At 41.7% G+C, this 18,895-nt stretch carries 15 protein-coding genes and 4 tRNA genes; 11 read left to right on the forward strand and 8 right to left on the reverse strand.

All coding sequences use genetic code 11. The features are described 5' to 3' along the window. Positions 1 to 383 precede the first annotated feature (383 nt). The 5 genes from rnk to KJB35_RS20070 all read left to right on the forward strand — a co-directional run bounded on the left by rnk (position 384) and on the right by KJB35_RS20070 (position 5,770). Complete coding sequence (rnk, locus tag KJB35_RS20050) at positions 384 to 791, forward strand: nucleoside diphosphate kinase regulator (protein ID WP_005376048.1); 408 nt, start codon at positions 384 to 386, stop codon at positions 789 to 791. Between the two features lie 238 nt (positions 792 to 1,029). Then, the gene (locus KJB35_RS20055) at positions 1,030 to 1,989 is read left to right on the forward strand and encodes a GGDEF domain-containing protein (RefSeq protein WP_025767735.1); all 960 of its coding nucleotides are present in this window, start codon (positions 1,030 to 1,032) and stop codon (positions 1,987 to 1,989) included. 227 nt (positions 1,990 to 2,216) lie between these two features. Continuing rightward, the gene (locus KJB35_RS20060) at positions 2,217 to 3,203 is read left to right on the forward strand and encodes an ABC transporter substrate-binding protein (protein ID WP_170890080.1); all 987 of its coding nucleotides are present in this window, start codon (positions 2,217 to 2,219) and stop codon (positions 3,201 to 3,203) included. A 133-nt stretch (positions 3,204 to 3,336) separates the two neighbouring features. After that, entirely contained in the window at positions 3,337 to 4,542 is a 1,206-nt protein-coding gene (locus KJB35_RS20065) for a diguanylate cyclase domain-containing protein (RefSeq protein ID WP_235213041.1), read from the forward strand. 235 nt (positions 4,543 to 4,777) lie between these two features. Next, positions 4,778 to 5,770, forward strand: coding sequence for an LLM class flavin-dependent oxidoreductase (locus KJB35_RS20070; protein WP_005376038.1), 993 nt, complete (start codon positions 4,778 to 4,780; stop codon positions 5,768 to 5,770). Positions 5,771 to 5,775: 5 nt separating this feature from the next. On the opposite strand, the gene KJB35_RS20075 is transcribed toward KJB35_RS20070, so the two are convergent. After that, positions 5,776 to 5,849, reverse strand: a tRNA-Cys gene (locus tag KJB35_RS20075). A 36-nt stretch (positions 5,850 to 5,885) separates the two neighbouring features. Further along, positions 5,886 to 5,972 (reverse strand) — tRNA-Leu (locus tag KJB35_RS20080). 301 nt (positions 5,973 to 6,273) lie between these two features. Here KJB35_RS20080 and KJB35_RS20085 point away from each other — a divergent pair. Both KJB35_RS20085 and KJB35_RS20090 read left to right on the forward strand, forming a co-directional pair. After that, positions 6,274 to 7,203: a CHAD domain-containing protein gene (locus tag KJB35_RS20085; protein WP_285356485.1), complete on the forward strand. Its 930-nt coding sequence runs from the start codon at positions 6,274 to 6,276 to the stop codon at positions 7,201 to 7,203. A gap of 69 nt (positions 7,204 to 7,272) precedes the next feature. After that, on the forward strand, positions 7,273 to 8,061 hold the full coding sequence (locus KJB35_RS20090) for a lipase (protein WP_005375991.1): 789 nt from the start codon (positions 7,273 to 7,275) through the stop codon (positions 8,059 to 8,061). Between the two features lie 74 nt (positions 8,062 to 8,135). Here the strand turns inward: KJB35_RS20090 and KJB35_RS20095 are convergent, their stop codons facing one another. From KJB35_RS20095 to KJB35_RS20110, 4 genes are all read right to left on the reverse strand, one after another. Further along, the gene (locus KJB35_RS20095; protein WP_005375990.1) at positions 8,136 to 8,390 is read right to left on the reverse strand and encodes a hypothetical protein; all 255 of its coding nucleotides are present in this window, start codon (positions 8,388 to 8,390) and stop codon (positions 8,136 to 8,138) included. A gap of 130 nt (positions 8,391 to 8,520) precedes the next feature. Further along, positions 8,521 to 10,044 (reverse strand): alpha-amylase, encoded by a 1,524-nt coding sequence (gene amyS, locus KJB35_RS20100; RefSeq protein ID WP_285356483.1) that lies wholly within the window; start codon positions 10,042 to 10,044, stop codon positions 8,521 to 8,523. Between the two features lie 307 nt (positions 10,045 to 10,351). Continuing rightward, positions 10,352 to 10,425, reverse strand: a tRNA-Cys gene (locus KJB35_RS20105). Between the two features lie 36 nt (positions 10,426 to 10,461). After that, a tRNA-Leu gene (locus KJB35_RS20110) sits at positions 10,462 to 10,548 on the reverse strand. Positions 10,549 to 11,098: 550 nt separating this feature from the next. On the opposite strand from KJB35_RS20110, the gene KJB35_RS20115 reads away from it, so the two are divergent. The 4 genes from KJB35_RS20115 to KJB35_RS20130 all read left to right on the forward strand — a co-directional run bounded on the left by KJB35_RS20115 (position 11,099) and on the right by KJB35_RS20130 (position 15,509). After that, positions 11,099 to 12,730, forward strand: coding sequence for a methyl-accepting chemotaxis protein (locus KJB35_RS20115; protein WP_053303666.1), 1,632 nt, complete (start codon positions 11,099 to 11,101; stop codon positions 12,728 to 12,730). 201 nt (positions 12,731 to 12,931) lie between these two features. Further along, positions 12,932 to 14,161, forward strand: a complete 1,230-nt coding sequence (gene alr, locus KJB35_RS20120; RefSeq protein ID WP_170893252.1) for an alanine racemase — start codon at positions 12,932 to 12,934, stop codon at positions 14,159 to 14,161. Between the two features lie 311 nt (positions 14,162 to 14,472). Further along, positions 14,473 to 15,204 (forward strand): AzlC family ABC transporter permease, encoded by a 732-nt coding sequence (locus tag KJB35_RS20125; protein WP_017820197.1) that lies wholly within the window; start codon positions 14,473 to 14,475, stop codon positions 15,202 to 15,204. Beyond that, a complete protein-coding gene (locus KJB35_RS20130; RefSeq protein ID WP_017820198.1) occupies positions 15,201 to 15,509 on the forward strand; it encodes an AzlD family protein in 309 nt (102 codons plus the stop codon). The genes KJB35_RS20125 and KJB35_RS20130 overlap by 4 nt, the downstream gene beginning before the upstream one ends. A 140-nt stretch (positions 15,510 to 15,649) precedes the next feature. Here the strand turns inward: KJB35_RS20130 and dld are convergent, their stop codons facing one another. Further along, a complete protein-coding gene (gene dld / locus KJB35_RS20135) occupies positions 15,650 to 17,356 on the reverse strand; it encodes a D-lactate dehydrogenase (protein ID WP_213891306.1) in 1,707 nt (568 codons plus the stop codon). Positions 17,357 to 17,738: 382 nt separating this feature from the next. Beyond that, positions 17,739 to 18,641, reverse strand: a complete 903-nt coding sequence (locus tag KJB35_RS20140; RefSeq protein WP_213891304.1) for a LysR family transcriptional regulator — start codon at positions 18,639 to 18,641, stop codon at positions 17,739 to 17,741. Positions 18,642 to 18,895 lie beyond the last annotated feature (254 nt).

Here is an 18,895-nt window from a genome sequence, read left to right on the forward strand (position 1 = left end):
GTAATTTATTAACGGATATTGGTAGTTTTAACAAACTGAGATAACCGAAGCCATGCTAGCAACGGACTATACCGTTTTGCTTTTATGAAGTTAGGCTGACCATCGAAACCGAGCACACCTACGATAAATCCTGTTTTGCTTCTAAACGACGCACTCACTTGACTTCACCGTTTCAAGGTGATCAGAGAACAATATCTGAAGTGATTGAAAGATTTAGAAAAATCAAGCTTCACAACAAAAATTTTTTACTAGCTAAGTCGCACTATAAAGACTAAAATCAGGTTTAGTTCATATGGAATAGCGTCCATATGATTGATACCGTAATTGACATATAGAGTGCCGTCCCATTTTTGTGAGGCGGCCTTTTATTTGGGAGTCATAAAATGTCAGAAAACAATTCTATCTACATCTCAAGCTTAGATATGAACCGAATCACAGCCTTGTTGGATAAAATGCCAAACATCGCAGCGGAGCTTGTGGAATTAGAAGCAGAGCTCGACCGAGCAACAGTTCTTGAGCCAGAACAAATGCCAGATAACGTGGTCACGATGAACTCGACTGTAGAGTTTAAATTTTCAGGTGAAGATAGAACCATGACAAAGACACTGGTTTACCCTTCTGAACTGAAAAGCAGTGATGATATCTCTATTTTTGCGCCCGTAGGCAGCGCACTGATCGGTTTGTCTGTCGGCCAAAAACTTGAATGGCCAATGCCAAATAATCAAGTGAAGACAATTGAAATTGTCGATATCACATACCAACCTGAGCGTTGTGGTGCACTAAACCGCTAACCCTCAGTAGTCCCGGTGCAAAGACCTCCATTTAAGACTTTGCACCAGGAGAGCCCCTCGCTTACCCCCTATTTCCTTCTTTGTTTTCCAAGCATTTACTTTACTGCTCTTAAGTAACATCACCGATTCTTTATTATTTACCGCATATTCAATATTTATATCTCCAAGCTCAATCATAGAAATTGCAAAGTATTTTTCGTATATTGTCGCTCCGAAAACGACGTAAATTATGCGCAAAATGGAAGAATATCTAACTCGAATTGCCTGCTTAGAAAAAGAAAATGAAGAGCTGAAGCGGAAGAATGCGCGACTACAAGAAAAGTTGAATGCTGCACTCGACAGTAATGGACTGTGTTTGTGGGAGCAGCATATTCCTTCAGGTACTTTGACGATATTCAATATGCAGTGGGGAAAAATGCTAGGTTATCAGCCCCATGAGTTAACCGCGACGGTTGAAACGTGGAAAAACAATCTCCACCCTGAAGATTATGATCTTGCGGTGGGTGCATTTGAAGATCACCTAGCAGGCAAGACCGACCTTTATGAGGTAGTGCATCGCATGATTCATAAAGACGGCAGTGATAGCTGGGTCTACGATCGAGGGCGCATCGTCGAGTATGGTTCTGATGGCGAACCACTACGGATGATGGGTACTCATATCGATATTACAAAAGAAAAGCGTTATGAGCAGCAACTGGCCAAGTTGGCTTCGAGTGATCCATTGACTGGATTGTTAAATAGAAAAGCAATTGAGGAAAACTTTAATCATCAACCTCAAACCGAACCGTCTCAGCAGTCTGCTTTAGTGTTTGTTGATATAGATAATTTTAAAGCAGTTAACGACCAGCTAGGCCATCATACTGGCGACACCCTCCTCATCAATATCGCCAATAGCTTAACAGAGCTTGCGTCAAGCAAGTCTCAAGTTGGACGCATAGGAGGCGATGAATTTGTTATCTTAAACTGGCATTCAAGTCGAGAGGAAATATCCCAACTTTGCAATCAACTCTTAGATTCAATCATTCCAGCGATAAATCAAGACTTACATAAAGTAACGATAGGAATGAGTATCGGTGTTTGTCTCTTTAACAAAGGAAAGCAACCGTTTAATGAAGTGTATCAAAAAGCCGATCACGCGATGTATGAGATAAAGAAAAATGGCAAAAATGGAGTACAATTTTTCAACTTAAAAAGTTGATATCTCTCCATAAATCATCATGTTATGAAATCAGTCATTTGCTACAACTTGAACTAACTCAAGATAAATTCTTTATATCTAAGCCAGTTACCGAAATTACCCCTAGGTACTCATAAATTTGGCACGATACAAATAAATCCCCTCCTCTCCTAGCATCAACCCAATAAGCAACTACACTCATTTAACTGATAGATTAATTACTACTATTATGAAGGGAGTTGTTTTTGATGGATACAAAACAGATTTCTACAGTTATCATAATTTTAGTTCTTTCTGCATTAGTAGTTGCTTATTTAAAATTAACAACGGTATCAAATGCTATCCACAAACCTACAACAATCGGTATATCTAAGACGCCTCTGTCAGCCCCTTTTATCATTGCAGAGCACATAGGTGCGTTTGAAGAAAACGATTTAAACGTCGAACTTATCATGTGCTTTGGAGGGGTCGAATGTTCAAACCTACTTCTAGAAAACCATGTTAATTACGCCACTTTTTCTGAAAGCGTACTGATGTTTAAAAGCTTTGAATACAAAGATTTAGCATTAATCACTTCTTTTGCATCTTCTACGAATGATATTAAGCTGCTAACTAAAAAGCGGTCTGGCATAGAAAGTATAGATAAATTACCAGGAAAAAAGGTTGGTGTAATAAAAAAGAGCGCTAGCGAATATTACTTAGACTTGTTGCTACAGGTAAGTGACATTGATTTAGAAAAAGTAGAAAAAATATCATCAACAACGCAGGTTATTATAAATCATTTAATGCAAGGAAACGTCGATGCAATATCTACTTGGGAGCCATACGGATTTATGGCCAAGAATAGAATAAATGAAGAAGTAAAGAACATAGGAATTATTGGCGTGTATAAACTTTACTTTTTGCTTGTATCAAAAGAAATACACATTGAAAAATCAGATCAAGAAGTAATGAAAATAATAAAGTCACTTCATCACTCAATTAACTGGATGGATAAAAACCCTCATTTAACAATGAAAATACTATCACAAAAACTTAACACAACAGTTGAAGAAATATCTTGGAGCTGGGATGATTATAATTTTCGATTAAATTTAACGAATTCTTTATTATTTACATTACAATCAGAAGCTAATTGGGCATTAAAACAAAACTATGTAGAAGGACAGATTCCAAATTACAGAAAAATATTTAAAGAAAACTATATCAATTCATATTTTGATGGTCTAGATTAAAATGCATCGTTCGTTAAACCACTATTTAGCATCACTATTCAGTCTAAGCGTAATACTATGTATCAGCGTTATAGTATACATAAGCTTCATAAAAATAGAAGATTATAAAGCTAAGAAACAATTAAACCAAATAATGGACATACAAATATCATTAGAGTCATTAAGTAGTTATCTTTGGGCTTACACTCAAAATAGGGGAAAAAACAATTTCACACAATTCATGATTTCTCATAACAAATTAAACGAATTATTATCTCAAAATGAAGATGTTTCATTCCTTACTAAAGACCTAAAAAAAATGAATCTCGAACTGTATTTTTTAGTTCAATACGAAAATAATCATTTACTAGACAAAGATCGCCATTATGATTCAGTCGTAAATTATAATAAATCAAATCCTGCCATACAATCCAGAATAAACATTGTATCCCAGGATATGAATAATGAAATAATATATATTTATAAAAAAATACTTAATAATAAGTCTACAAAACTACAAAATTTAAATTATTACACTCAAGCAGGTATTATTTTTATCTCTCTGGCTGTTATGCTATTGTGCTTTTATATAAAAATAAAGTTCAAAAGAAGCTTTCAAAGGTTTATAAATGGAATAAAACAATTAAGCAGGTCAAATTTTGACTATAAAATCCCTTCAGAAAATCAATTCACGGAATTTGAAAATCTGTCTTGTTACTTCAATAAAATGGCGGCATTGTTAAACCACACAACAATATCAAAATCAAAACTTAAAGAAGAAGTAGAGAATCAAACTTCAGTTCTAAATCGTCAAAAAGAAAGTTTGGTATTTTTGTCTGAGCACGACTCCTTAACTAATATCTACAATCGTCGAGCAATAGAAAAACATTTGATCCAGCTTACGCGTAATTTCAGAGGCAGTGAGAATAGTTTTAGTTTGTTTTTTATAGATTTAAATTTATTTAAGGATATTAACGATAGCCATGGCCATGAGGCAGGTGATGCAGTGTTAAAATCTGTAGCTAGTAGATTATCAAGTATTATCGACGAATCAGACATGGTAGGCCGCTTTGGTGGAGATGAATTTATTATTATTCATCGTTCACACACAACAGGTACGTCTCTGTCTGCATGTGCACTACGCTATATCCAAGAAATAGAAAAAGTAATTCATTTTAAAGGTAAAGAGTTATGCGTCGGAGCTAGCATTGGTATTGCACTCTATCCTGAGCATGGGTCGAATGTACATGAATTATTAACAGCGGCAGACAAGTCTATGTATCAGTCAAAACGTTCTAAAGCTAGCTCGTTCACTATTGTCGACAACAGCAGTTCGCTGTTAAAGAGGCCTATGTTTTAATCTAAAGTAGCTGTGGAAACGTTCTACATGCGAATATTCAACGACATCGACCACTGTGGCCACTTACAGTAATAAAGCCGCTTTTATCACATAGCAAAAGCTAAACTCGTAAGCTAAACGCTCTCCAGGCATTGAAGAAAAATAATCCATTGTGAATGGTTAATCCTCCCCTTTTAAACGTCAACTTTCACCACCATATGATAGTTAAGATTCATTAACAGGCTATAACTATCCTATGTCTTTTCCTCGTTTATCTGTTCTGGATTTGGCACCCGTGTCCGACGGAACAAACTTCACCGAAACGTTCGAACGCTCCGTTGAATTAGCTCAATCAATCGAGTCCTGGGGCTATCATCGGTTTTGGATGGCTGAACACCATAACATGCCCGACATCGCCAGTGCCGCAACCAGTGTATTACTCAGTCATATTGGAGCGCACACGAACTCGATCCGTTTAGGATCAGGTGGAATCATGTTACCTAACCATGCACCACTAGTTATTGCAGAGCAATTCGGAACGTTAGAGGCATTATACCCTGGTCGTATTGACCTCGGATTAGGACGCGCACCAGGCACCGACTACCAAACAATGCATGCATTAAGGCGGGAACCAGAGCATATGGATCCTGACTTTGAAGAGCTGTTGGAGGAACTTAATTTCTTTCTTGGTCCCGTATCTCGAAATCAACCAGTCGCGGCTTATCCAGGTAACAACACATCTCTGCCGATTTGGCTTCTGGGGTCGAGTACATACAGCGCACGTTTAGCAGCTAAGAGAGGCTTACCTTTCGCATTTGCTGCACACTTTGCTCCAGATGCAATGTCTCGTGCTCTAAACTTTTATCGAGATGAGTTTGTCCCATCCGAGCATTTAGCTCAACCCTATGTGATGATTTGTGCCAACGTTATCGTAGCGGATACTCAGTCACATGCAGATTTTCTCGCGACAACAGAGAAGCAAAAATTCTTAAAAATGATTCGCGGCAATCGCGAAAAACTTCGCGCACCAGTGAAAAGTATGGCACCACTATGGTCAGCACAGGAAAAGCTTCACGTTGAAACTCAATTACGTGAATCTATCCATGGTGATCAAACATATGTAAGACAGAAAATTGAGAAACTTTTGGAACGCACTGGGGCAGATGAAATTATGGTAAACACGATGGTGTTTGAACAATCTGAGAAGTTGAGATCCTACAGGTTACTATCGGAACTCATGGACAAGTAAAAGAATGGAGGCGCCTCCCGGAGTCGAACCGAGGTCCACGGATTTGCAATCCGCTGCATAGCCACTCTGCCAAGGCGCCTTTCTGATTTTGTATCTCTGTCACCAAAGATTTTGATGGTGCCCCGGGCCGGACTTGAACCGGCACAGCGCGAACGCCGAGGGATTTTAAATCCCTTGTGTCTACCAATTCCACCACCAGGGCAACGCAATCATGCGATGGGTTAGACACCATCTATCTCGCGACCTTTGCCGTGAGAACGAGGCGTACTTTAACGGATTAATTTATCTGGTCAACAAAAAATTAGTCTTTTTTATTCAAATGGTTAAAAAGACGACTCTAACGAACAAAGGGCGATCATTTTGCTTATTTGATCATCAATACGCTTTGCTTTCGTGCCTTTTAACCTTCTCATTTTATATCAATGAAGAGCCAACAAATCGCGCAAGTTAACAGTATGGGTATAAACTTAACGTGTATTTCAGAGAACAAAATAGCGCTCATCATGTTTCGAAAACCATCATTTCACTTACCCTTACATGCCGACTCCGAACTCGACTTCGTAGTGCCCCACTTCTTCCTTAGTGAATTTGATTATGCACGCTCTCTGGAGCAGGGAGTCATCGAAGACTTAGATCCTGAATTTACACATCAATATCGCGTCACACTGAGGCGCATACGCTCACTATGCTTACTACTTCGCGAACTGCTCCCTCCTTTTGAACAGCGTATTTTGAAACCTCATTTAAAAATAATGATGAAGAAAACAAATAAGCTGCGTGATTTGGACGTATTTATCTTGGGCAAAAAACAATACATTGAAATGCTCCCAAACCACAAATCGTCTCTTGAGCAGCTTTTTGGCTTTATCGAAGCCGAACGTGCTTACGAACAGGCAAAAGTTACGCGTTGGCTAGCTACAGAAGAATACACAACGCACTGCACTTTGGTCAGGAATAGTCTGCTGCGAAGTACGCAACACGAACCAGTGGATAGCAACGTACCTGCGTTACTCTTCGCAAGCCAAAAAATCTACGATCAATTTAAAGAAGTTGATAAAGCACGGCGCAAGATCTCGGACAAAAGTCGTGACAGCGTGATTCATTCGATGCGGATAAAGTGCAAAGCGCTGCGTTATCTGTTAGAAGGGTTTTCCACGCTCTATCCTTCCCAACAGCACAAAAAAAACGTGAAACAACTAAAACTATTGCAAGATAAACTCGGTGACTTTAACGACACTTCAAGTCAAATTGAATTTTTCGCACAACTCAAAGAGACAGCAAATCTCAATAAACAAGATCGTAAGGCTTTGAAAAAGCTAATTAACGTGCTTAGCGAACATCATGAACTCTCTCGCCAAACCATCTTGACGCATTTAAGCCAGTTTGAGTCTTTCATTCGCGATACCAATACACAGAATCTCTACCGACCCTAAATCAAGGTTCACGTATTTTTAATATTCATTAATTACAGTCAACCGTTAGGCTCCACTAAGAAAGTTAACGTGAAACCATTAAAACGATACCAATACGAGCGCTATGCGGTGCTTTGTAATCTCGCCTACCCTCGCGTCTTCAGACAAACTCAATATGGATTCGATCCTAATGGGCAACGAGTCATTAGAAATGAACACGGTAAGATTATGATTCGCGTGCTCTGGAGTAAAAAACAGAGTGAAGTGGTCGTAGTGATTAAAGGCTCACACAGTATCAGTGATTGGTTGTTGAACTTCGCGATGTGGACGAGAAGCTGTCGAAGGTTGGGACTAAACTATCGCATTCACGCAGGTTTCTATCATCTGTTGTTCCAAGAAAGTTTACCGAGCCGGAATGAAGATCGGTTAGGGTTGACCGTGATCGAACGCCTCGAAGGTATCGTTGTACCACTTATTCTCAGGGGGAAAAGAATCACTATTACTGGCCACTCTTCAGGTGGCGCGATTGGCAGTGTTTTTGCTGACTATATTGAGAAAAAATACCCAAAAAGCATTAAACGCGTGGTCACTTTCGGACAGCCCGCTGTCGGGGATTGGACGTTTAAGAAACGCTACCGTTTGGGGCACAAAACATACAGGATTTGTTGCGACATCGACATCGTGACCTTTATGCCGCCCGTACCTTTTTTGTATTGGCATGTAGGCAAAATGCTATGGTTATATAACGGGAGAATATACGAGAACACCCCAACGCTCATACGGCTTGGGCGCTCCTTATTTAGTTGGTTAATGCGACCGTTCTCTTATCACTTTATGAGTAAATACATTCGCGACAAAGACTTTTTTGATGAACGCTGAGTTAAACATCCGAAAGGTATGAAGTATAGACACGAAAAAGCCGGACTTCGCCGGCTTTACGATTAAGTGGTGATCTACAGAGAGGCAATTTCTTTTTCAAGTTGATATTTGTTATCTGTGACAATTCGCTCTAACACTTCAACACGTCGCTTCAAGTCACCAATTTGCTTGTTAAGGTTATCTTGTTCTTCTCGGCTCATCGTATTACGTTCAGATATCTCCAACGCTCTTACTTCTTTACGATGGTTCAAGATTAACTTTATTATCCCGCCCCCAAATATGGCACCGAACACAATAGCCACAACCAATACATCAGCAATAGATTCCATTCTTTATCTTCCTCTAGATTATGCTCAAATATAAGTTACTCATTTGTCGAATGAATATCAAATAACACATTGATTCATTGAAAAGTTTTATTAAGAATTGCCTACTCTGTATCAAAATCACAGGAATGGATTATTCAACGCCAACCCAAACCGAGACAGATCCGCCGTTTACTGGGAACTCAGCCCAACCATTCGCATCAGTCCAAACTTCTTCAGTTCGGATACCCAACTTGTCTACGTAGCGAGCACTTGGTTTACCCGTATACATCCACTTCGAGCCGCCAGGTCCATCACTCATGATCACGGCCATTGAATGTGGATGATTTGCATCACCTTCTCGAGTCCAACCAATTACGTCCCAGTGGTCGAGATAAGAATGTTGTTTGCCATAGGCATAATCTTTACGCAGTGTTACTAGCTCTTTAATGTAAGGCACTTTGACCATATTGATGTCATGCCCTTTATCACTGTACTGCGCGCCGTAGTAATCTGCATAAAACACGGATGGATAACCTTCTTCACGCAATAAGATAAACGCGTAAGCGAGCGGCTTAAACCACCAATCAACCGTCGACTCCAAAGCCTGCAAAGGTTGAGTGTCATGGTTTTCTACTAAGGTTACCGCTTTGACTGAATTGTCCTTCATCAGCGTACCATTCATGATTTGACGCATATCGTAGCTACCACCCGATTTAGACGCATTGTAGAAGTTCATATGTAACGGTGCATCGAATAGAGACATGCTGCCAGAAGTTTTGGTGATAAAGTTATGCAGCTGATTCACATCGTAGTTCCAGTACTCTCCGACCGTGAATAGTTCTTTCCCTGTTTTCCAACGTAGGTGATCAATCCATTCTTGCAGGTATTGATATTTGATGTGCTTCACCGCGTCCATTCTAAACCCATCAACACCAGTCATGTTGATATACCACTCGCCCCAGTCTTTCAGCTCTTGCTTAACTTCAGGGTGATCCATGTCTAGATCAGTGTACATAAGGTAATCGTAGTTGCCTTTTTCCGAGCTAACTTCCCAATCCCATGCCTTACCCTCACCTTTGAATTTGAAGATAGCTTTTTCTTCGCCAGCATCGTCCCAGTCCACGCCATCAAAGTGGTACCACGTCCAATGAAAGTTTGAGTACTTGTCGTTGCGCCCAGGGAAATCAAACTCTACCCACGCTTCAATCCATTTGTCGCCGAGCTCAATATTTCGGTTGTTCCAATCGACTCGCTTGGTGTCGACCCAGGATTTACCATCCGCACCGCCACGGTGGTTAAACACTACATCACCATAAATTTGAATGTTATTTGCGTGTGCCGCTTTGATAGCATCGAGGTATTGGTCTTTAGTACCGTATTTGGTTCGCACCGATCCTTTTTGATCAAACTCCCCCAAGTCATACATATCGTAAACGCCATAACCGACGTCGTTGCTACCACCAGCACCTTTATAGGCGGGCGGTAGCCATAACGCAGTAAAGCCGTTATCAGATAGTGCCGACGCGTTGTTTTCAACTTGTGTCCAGAGTGCACCGTCATTTGGCACATACCAATGGAAGTACTGCATCATGGTGCCATTTTGTGCCGCCATTACAGGCGAACTGAGCAGCAAAGTTAAGGGTAAAAGTGTAGGTTTAAGGTTGAATGTTTTCATTATTTTTCTCTCACGTTAAGGACTAGAATCCTCCTTTCTGCATATACGCACCAAGCGATACTAACTTTGACGCTAGCTAGGTTGCTGCCTGTAATACAAAAAGTTCGGATTACAATCGAAGAGAAACTATCACCAATCACACTATACAATTATTGAGTTGTCTAACATTTATAAAATCAATGATTAGCGCGTTAAAAATATTGAATGGTGATCAAAACATGGGAGACTTTAGGAAAGCGCGAAGGGTTACGAAAAGGCGGATTAAAAACGAAAAAAGCCAGTCATTTAAGACTGGCTTTCGAAATAGTGGAGGCGCCTCCCGGAGTCGAACCGAGGTCCACGGATTTGCAATCCGCTGCATAGCCACTCTGCCAAGGCGCCTTTCTGATTTTTTATCTCTGTTACCAAAGATTTTGATGGTGCCCCGGGCCGGACTTGAACCGGCACAGCGCGAACGCCGAGGGATTTTAAATCCCTTGTGTCTACCAATTCCACCACCAGGGCAACGCAATCATGCGATGGGTTAGACACCATCTGTCTCAGCGACCTTTGCCGTGAGAACGAGGCGTACTTTAACGGATTAATTTATCTGGTCAACAATAAATTTTATCTTTTTGATTTAAGTGCTTAAAAAGCGATCTGACTAGTACGTTTGGCATTCAAATAGACCAATAAGCACCCGTTCCCTTTCATTGTCTATTAAGTCATACGCATACTAGTGCCCGTAACTGCTTCGAGGTAAACACACGACTATCACGTTATGAACGCTGATCTTTTCACCGCTGTAACATCTGTAACAATTTGATTCCCTACTCTTGGCACGACTGCGTACAGAACATCATATTTTGTTACCGATAACTTTATATCGAATGTGGTCGTACCTTTATAAAATCATTGACTTTTTTTATTTTCAAACAAAGCTCAATTCATTATCGAAAATATCAATAAATAATGGTACGTTACACGAGTTGCAGTAATTTAATGGACATATATCACATATAAGGATGTGGTTTACTTTGGCGACACAACATAAGAAAAACAAGGTATATCACTAATGTCTATCAAGAATCTTTCTATAGCGAAAAAGATATCGCTATCGTTTTTACTCATTGCCATCGTCAACATTGCATTTGGCGTGTTTTTATCTACAGAGCTCAAAAGCATCAAATCTGAGCTTTTAAACTATACCGATGATACGCTTCCTGCAATGGAAAGGGTCGATTCGATTCGAGACCACTTGTCTCGCTGGCGCCGAGCTCAATTTGCTGCGTACACTTATGAAGACGCAGACCAAGTCAAAACTAAAATTTCTAACAATATTAGAGAACGCGAAAAGATCACTCGAGAGCTCAACGCTTACGGTGAAACTATCTGGCCTGGCGAAGAGCAGCAAACTTACCAGCGTCTTATGCGTCAGTGGAAAAAGTACTTGGATACTATGGACCAGTACAATGAAGCGATGCTAGCTAACGACAAAAGCAAGGCCCACCCTATTTTGGCGAACTCTTTGTCTGCTTTCGAAGCGGTTGACTCAGAGTTAGGCGAACTAATCCGTCTCCTTAAAGAAGCTATGGACAGCAACAAAACTCATATCCTGTCCTCTGTAAATGGATTGAGTAATTCTTCAATTGCAAGTAACGTGATTATTCTACTGATCATGGTAGGCATGACATACGTGCTGACTCGGCTAATTTGTGGCCCACTTAAACTTGTTGTTGAGCAAGCAAATGCCATCGCGACAGGTGATCTATCAAGTGACATTGACCGTAAAGCAATCGGCAATGATGAGCTTGGTGAACTGGCAGACGCGACCACTAAGATGCAAGATGACTTACGCCAAGTTATCGATAATGTGATTGCTGCAGTTACTCAGTTAAGCAGCGCTGTCGAAGAGATGAACCAAATCTCCGATATTTCTGCGTCTGGTATGAAAGATCAACAGCTGCAAATTACGCACATCGCAACAGCAATGACAGAAATGAAAGCGGCCGTAGCCGATGTTGCTCGTAACACTGAAGACTCAGCGAACCAAGCTAACGAAGCAAACCGCCGCACACAACACGGTGTTCGTGAAACCCAAGGTATGGTTGACGCGATTCAAGAAGTTTCAAATGTAATTGGCGCTGCAGGCGATACCGTAGCAGAGCTTGAACAGCAATCGAATAAAATTAACGTTATCGTGGATGTTATCCGCGACATCGCCGATCAAACCAACCTACTTGCACTTAATGCAGCCATTGAAGCGGCGCGTGCTGGTGAGTCTGGTCGTGGCTTTGCCGTCGTTGCAGACGAAGTTCGAACTCTTGCTGGCCGTACGCAAGATTCAACGAGTGAAATCACTTCGATCATTGAGCAGCTACAATCACTTGCAAAAGACGCAAAATCAGCCACTGAACTTTCTAGAACCAGTATTTCAGAATGTGCAGAACAAGGCATTCAATCAAAACAGCTGATGAGCGACATTGAGCATTCGATTTCGGACATCTCAGACATGGGTACCCAAATCGCCACGGCTTGTAACCAGCAAGACTCTGTTGCAGAAGAGCTTAACCGCAGCATTGAAAACATACATTTGGCATCTCAAGAGGTCTCGCAAGGTTCGGAGCAAACCGCACAGGCGTGCCGCGAACTAAGCCAGCTATCCATTTCTCTTAAAGATGTAATGAGCCGCTTTAAACTGAGTTAAACTCAGTGGGTACCTTAGTAGATATCAAATCAATCCCGATTTGCTTAAATTGAATGTCATCACTGAGGTATATTTAGGTATATATTCAATCACTATCTTAACAAACGCTCCAAAGCACCACTTGGAGCGTTTTACTTCGTCAGGTACTTTCCCCAAGTACTCAATAACATAACCAATACAAAAAACGCGTACGGAGACTTTATGCGCTTAAATAAAACCTTACTATCACTGACTATCGCTGCTGCAATCGCGGTTCCTGTAATGCAAGCTACTGCTGCTCCTCTTCAAATTAGCAATACAGCAGCAAAAGCAGAGCAAGTTCAAGGTGCTAACGCTTGGCTAGAAATAAACTTAGGTCAGTTCCGCGATAATATTGAGCAGTTTAAATCGCACATGGATGGCAAAACGAAAATTTGTGCCGTGATGAAAGCCGACGCATACGGCAATGGTATCGCAGGCCTGATGCCGACTATTATCGAGCAACAAATTCCTTGCGTTGCCGTTGCAAGTAACGCCGAAGCACAAACTGTTCGCGACAGTGGCTTTAAAGGCCAACTCATGCGTGTACGCTCAGCGGATATTGGCGAGATTGAAGCCGCAATCGACCTAAATGTCGAAGAGTTGATAGGCACAGCAGAGCAAGCTAAAGCACTGTCTAAACTAGCCGAGAAAGCTGGTAAAGAAATCAAAGTTCACCTAGCTCTGAACGACGGTGGTATGGGACGTAATGGTGTTGATATGACGACAGAAACGGGCAAGAAAGAAGCGCTAGAAATCGCTCAACAAGCTGGCGTTAATATTGTTGGTATCATGACTCATTTCCCTAACTACAATGCAGACGACGTGCGCCAAAAGTTAGCTTCATTCAAAGACAGTTCTACATGGCTGATTAAAGAAGCGAATCTAAAACGCGACAACATTTTACTGCACGTAGCAAACTCTTACACCGCGCTTAATGTTCCTGAAGCGCAGCTTGATATGGTTCGCCCTGGTGGCGTTTTATACGGAGACCTACCGACTAACCCTGAGTACCCTTCTATCGTGTCTTTCAAAACACGCGTGGCATCCGTTCACCACCTGCCAAAAAATAGCACAGTCGGTTACGACAGCAGCTACACAACAAGCAAAGAAAGCTTAATGGCGAACATTCCTGTTGGTTACTCTGATGGTTATCCACGAAAAATGGGGAATACAGCAGAAGTTCTGATCAATGGCCAACGTGCAAAAGTTGCGGGCGTTGCTTCAATGAACACTACAATGGTAGATGTTACAGGTATCAAAGATGTTGAGCCTGGTTCTGAAGTTGTTTTGTTTGGCTCCCAACAAGGCAAAACGATTTCAGCTGCTGAGATGGAAAAACACGCAGAAGTCATCTTCCCTGAACTATACACGGTTTGGGGAAGCGCGAACCCTCGTGTCTACGTAAAATAAACCTATTCAGTTATTCGTAACAGAGCGAAAAAGCGAGCCTCGTGCTCGCTTTCTTTCTTATTTACTAATCTGTACTAGCTCGTGATGTTATCAATTGAACAGAGCTTACTATTTCTGTTATTTTACTCTCCTTTAGCACTACCAAGTGCGACTCTCTACACTCTGTTTCTTAAAGCCGCTTGGATGGCTCAATTTTATATAGCACTTAGTGTTTGAAAGCCCCTCTAATTGATGTTAAACATGAAGTTTACAAAAGAATAACAAACACACTCGTATGGCACTGCCCCTTTGCCTGCTAGCTAGGTATCTCTATGACAGAAAATACTCAACATCTTCAACGCTCCTCCACTGAGTTGCACGAATTTAATCGGCTTGACGTCTGGAACGGATTCACCCAACTTTTACCCCTCTCTATGTTCGTGGTCATATTTGGCCTCGCTTTCGGTGTTGCTGCCGTACAGACTGGACTAGATGTATTTCCCACTATGTTGATGAGCACACTGGTCTTCGCCGGTGCTTCACAATTTGCCACGTTAGAAATGTGGGGAGCAGAAGTCCCTCTCATTCCAGTACTTATTACTGTATTTGCGATTAATGCTCGTCACCTCTTGATGGGAGCCACACTTTATCCATGGCTACGACAACTCCCACCAACAAAACGTTACGGTGTAATGCTGGTAGCATCAGACGCTAACTGGGCAATGGCACTCAATGCATTCGGTAGAAAAGAACCAGGCTTTGGCTTACTTGTTGGTGGCGGCTTAGCGATGTGGTCTTTTTGGATTGTGGGCACCTGGATCGGCATTTATTTTGGTAGCGCAATCAAAGATCCGGTGGGCCTCGGGCTCGATATGGTTATGGGGTGCTTCCTGCTGTCTATGGTGGTAGCCGGGCCGAAAGACTTAAGAATCTTTGCGATTTGGGCCATAGCAGCAGCCTCTTCTATGTTGGCGTATTGGTATTTGCCAGAGAATAGCCACGTAGTGGTTGGCGCCATTACTGGCGGAGTATTGGGTGCTTGTTGGAAGGAGAAGAAAGCATGAACATCGAAACAACCTTAGGTGGCACACTGCTTATCATTATCGCTATGGCGTTAGTCACGCTCATAACCCGCTGGGGCGGTGTGTATGTTATGTCATTCATTCCAATTAGCGAACGGGTTCAACGTTTCATTACTGCGATGTCAGGTTCCGTACTGGTTGCGCTTTTAGCTCCGCTAGCAGTAGAGGGTGATAATGGTGCTAGAGCAGCACTGTTTTCTACTGCCGTTGTCATGTTCATCGTGAAAAAGCCTCTACCCGCAATCGCAGCAGGCATCATCGCTGCCGCTGCAGTACGTGCTCTTTAGTCGTTGTTTCAAAGCCGATACCAATCATCAATAAAAGACCCAAAACACAAAGCCCTGATGTCACAAGTGTCATCAGGGCTTATCTTATGCTCATCATTTTAACGATGAACAACGATTATTAATCATGGTGATGCAGCACATTATGCACAGCAGTTACAATTGCGCTTATATTTGTCCATTTTGCCAATACCAGGGTTAAAGGTGTTCGTTGGATCTAACTCGTAGTAAAACTTCTGCAGCGAGTTTTCAGCTTCGTACAAGTGACCCACATTATGTTCTGCTGGGTATTTGGCACCACGGCTATTGAGGTGCTCTAGCATCAGCTTTTTCATCAACTTCGTGTCAGTCCCTTTTTTGAAAATGTAATCTTGGTGGAAGACGTAACACATAAAGTGACCATAATAGAGCGCTTGAACAAGGTTCTTACTCACCTCTTCAGGCAAAGTTTCTAGCCACTCTTCATCATTACGTCGCAATGCAATATCAAGTGCAACGATGTCTTCTACGTCTTTTCGGTGAATCGTCTCGTAACGAATTGCTGCACCTGCTGCTGCAAAGCGATGTAAATAAGCTTTTTTACCTTCTTCCGGCGTACACTCGAAGAAATCACAGTCGTCTTCAACAGCCCAAACTTCTTTGAGGTATTTTTGTGCTTCAGCAATACCACCATCACTCATTTTCAATACCAGGTGATGCTCATACTTGTCACGGAAATCCAGCATTCGCTCTGGTAAATGTTGTGGGAACAACTTGCTCGCGTAGTAAAAAATGGTGTCTGGCAGATATTTACTGACAAACGGGATGCGCTCTAAGAAATTTTCTACCTTAGCTTTAAGTGCGAACATTTTTGGTAGCTTATCTGTGCCTAACAAGTCGATGGATAAGAACACATCCTTGCCGTACTTCTCTGCCATGTTGAAGATATCTCGATGCAAGTATTCTCCCATCTCAGGCAAGTTATCAAACGTAGATAAGAAGTCTTTTCGCAACTTCGTTAGTTTCGCAGGGTCATTGGTGCCAAGGTAAAAAACCTGCTCTTTTTCGGGGACTGGGTAGCTGTCAACCCGAACGGCAAAAACCCCCAACTTACCGGCGCAGCCACTGGCTTCAAATAATCGGCGTTCATCGGCATTAAAGCGAGAAGGAATGTCAGAAGTCACGTCTCGAACACGTTCATCGTATTCTTTGTCTGACGCCATTCGCTCATCATGAATGATCTTCGCTGGGTCAAAGTTCCCTTCTTGCAGGTTTGTTAGAATTTCTTCTGGCGTTTCACCTAATCCTTCAATACCAAGGTGGTTCACCAAATGTAACTGGCCTTGCTTATCCACCTGCGCATAGATCGCCAGTTCCGTATAAGCAGGACCACGCTTAACTAGCGCACCGCCTGAGTTATTAGCGATACCACCGACCACAGTGGCACCTAGCGATGAAGAACCGATGATAGAATGCGGTGCTCGGTTCACTGCCTTCAACTCTTTCTCCAAAGAGTGTAAGCTCGCACCAGGCAAGCAAACCGCCTGCTTACCACCATCTAATAAGTGAATCTTCTTGATTTTGGTAATATTGATCACAACCACATCGCGATCATAATCATTACCACTCGGAGCCGAGCCCTCTGTTAAACCTGTTTTAGCCGCCTGCATGATAATGATGCAGTTTGCTTCAACACACTGTTTAATAATCTTCCATTGTTCCAGAAGAGTGTTAGGAAACACGATAGCAAGCGCATTACCACTACCCGAACGAAACCCCGAGCGGTAATATTTCGTTTTAACCTCGTCGGTTAGAACATTTTCTTCCCCAACGATGGCTTTAAATTCTTCAATCAGCTGCTTTTGTTTCATATCCGTATCTCTAGTTATTGTACTTCGCTCACAACACCGCTTAGCGGCAGGCATGGCGTTTGAGCCACTATAAGCAGTCCATTTCTCTGCGTCTATGTCAGACGGACGAGCAATACGTAATCAATAAACAACAAACAAAATAATTCTTTATTTTTCTGTTACTTATCTTTCACATTTGAGAAATTTAACGTAAGAAACAGACCGTTTCTTAAAAGAAACAATAGCAAAACCATTTGTTAACAGTTGTGCGGGGTATCTTGTTATCAATATTAGTGAAGAAAACGAGGAGAAGCGTAAGCTCCTAAATTTAATATGATTCTTAGAAATGAAGATGGAAACATAAGCTCAACACCAACATAACGATCGGTGTTGAGTTATTGGCTTAAAATCGATGGTTTTGACTTTGAAAGCTTGAGTATAGATGATCGATAAAGATCTTAATTTTTTCTGGTTGCTGACGAGTGTAGGGATACACCGCATAAATACCCAAACATTTGGCTGTTTCGTCTTTAAATAACTGAATCAGACTGCCTTGTTTTAAGTCTTCATAAACCAATACACGCGGTACATAGATGATTCCCTGCCCTAACAGCGCTACATTTCTCAATACAGAAGAATTGTTGGTACAGAGGTTACCGTCGACGGTGATTTGATATACCTCGTCTCCATCTTTAAACGCCCACTCATGCGCTCCGGTTTCTTGGTAGGAATAGACTAAACAATTGTGTTTAGCCAAGGCTTGAGGTTGTTTAGGTATGCCATGTTTAGCTAGGTATTGGGGTGACGCGCAAATGATCCAATTCGCATCCACCAGCTTTCTTGCAATCAGACTAGAATCTGGCAACACACCCGTTCTAATTGCCAAATCAAAACGTTCATTCACGATATCGACGAAACGATTATCTAGATCCATATCGATATTGATGTCTGGGTATTTCTGATTAAATTCATTAATCACTTGAGGAAGAATTAATTCACCAGAGATAGTAGGCACCGAAATTTTAATGTGTCCAGATAAGTTTTTACCTAAACCCACAATGGATTCTTCCGCCGTTGCCACCGCTTGATAAACCGCTTTTGCATGAGTAAAAAACGCTCGTCCTGCTTCAGACAACGTTAGCGTTCGCGTTGTTCGGTAGAGAAGCTGTACACCAAGCTCTTGTTCAAGCTTGGCAATGCGTTTACTGACGACCGATTTGGTCAGTGACATATGTCTCGCGGCAGCACTGAATGAACCTTGCTCGATCAAGTGATAAAAAATGATGTAATCGTCGGTATTTCTCATGCGTCTTCGTCAAATCCTTTGGAAGCCCGTATTGTAAACTGAAATTGGCTGAGGTGCGAAACATCGGGTCACACTTAATATCAGAAACTCGTGACAGAGATGGTGTTGCTAAGCTCACAGGTAATGAAAAAGAGATGGTGTGAATTTATCAGTCTTCAGATACAAAAAAACCAGCTTTCGCTGGTTTTAAGTTGATGCACTTGGCATCGAGATACCACCATGGCCATATCTGAATAATTTGGAGCGACACACGA

This window comes from Vibrio sp. D431a (assembly GCF_030248655.1).
GTDB lineage: Bacteria > Pseudomonadota > Gammaproteobacteria > Enterobacterales > Vibrionaceae > Vibrio > Vibrio alginolyticus.

Excerpts from the sequence above, each read along its gene's own strand:
- rnk (WP_005376048.1), top strand. The coding sequence starts at position 384 with ATGTCAGAAAACAATTCTATCTACATCTCAAGCTTAGATATGAACCGA.
- KJB35_RS20065 (WP_235213041.1), top strand. The coding sequence starts at position 3,337 with ATGGACATACAAATATCATTAGAGTCATTAAGTAGTTATCTTTGGGCT.
- amyS (WP_285356483.1), bottom strand. The coding sequence starts at position 10,044 with ATGAAAACATTCAACCTTAAACCTACACTTTTACCCTTAACTTTGCTG.
- KJB35_RS20115 (WP_053303666.1), top strand. The coding sequence starts at position 11,099 with ATGTCTATCAAGAATCTTTCTATAGCGAAAAAGATATCGCTATCGTTT.
- dld (WP_213891306.1), bottom strand. The coding sequence starts at position 17,356 with ATGAAACAAAAGCAGCTGATTGAAGAATTTAAAGCCATCGTTGGGGAA.
- KJB35_RS20070 (WP_005376038.1), top strand. The coding sequence starts at position 4,778 with ATGTCTTTTCCTCGTTTATCTGTTCTGGATTTGGCACCCGTGTCCGAC.
- KJB35_RS20055 (WP_025767735.1), top strand. The coding sequence starts at position 1,030 with ATGGAAGAATATCTAACTCGAATTGCCTGCTTAGAAAAAGAAAATGAA.
- KJB35_RS20095 (WP_005375990.1), bottom strand. The coding sequence starts at position 8,390 with ATGGAATCTATTGCTGATGTATTGGTTGTGGCTATTGTGTTCGGTGCC.
- alr (WP_170893252.1), top strand. The coding sequence starts at position 12,932 with ATGCGCTTAAATAAAACCTTACTATCACTGACTATCGCTGCTGCAATC.
- KJB35_RS20060 (WP_170890080.1), top strand. The coding sequence starts at position 2,217 with ATGGATACAAAACAGATTTCTACAGTTATCATAATTTTAGTTCTTTCT.
- KJB35_RS20125 (WP_017820197.1), top strand. The coding sequence starts at position 14,473 with ATGACAGAAAATACTCAACATCTTCAACGCTCCTCCACTGAGTTGCAC.
- KJB35_RS20130 (WP_017820198.1), top strand. The coding sequence starts at position 15,201 with ATGAACATCGAAACAACCTTAGGTGGCACACTGCTTATCATTATCGCT.
- KJB35_RS20085 (WP_285356485.1), top strand. The coding sequence starts at position 6,274 with ATGTTTCGAAAACCATCATTTCACTTACCCTTACATGCCGACTCCGAA.
- KJB35_RS20140 (WP_213891304.1), bottom strand. The coding sequence starts at position 18,641 with ATGAGAAATACCGACGATTACATCATTTTTTATCACTTGATCGAGCAA.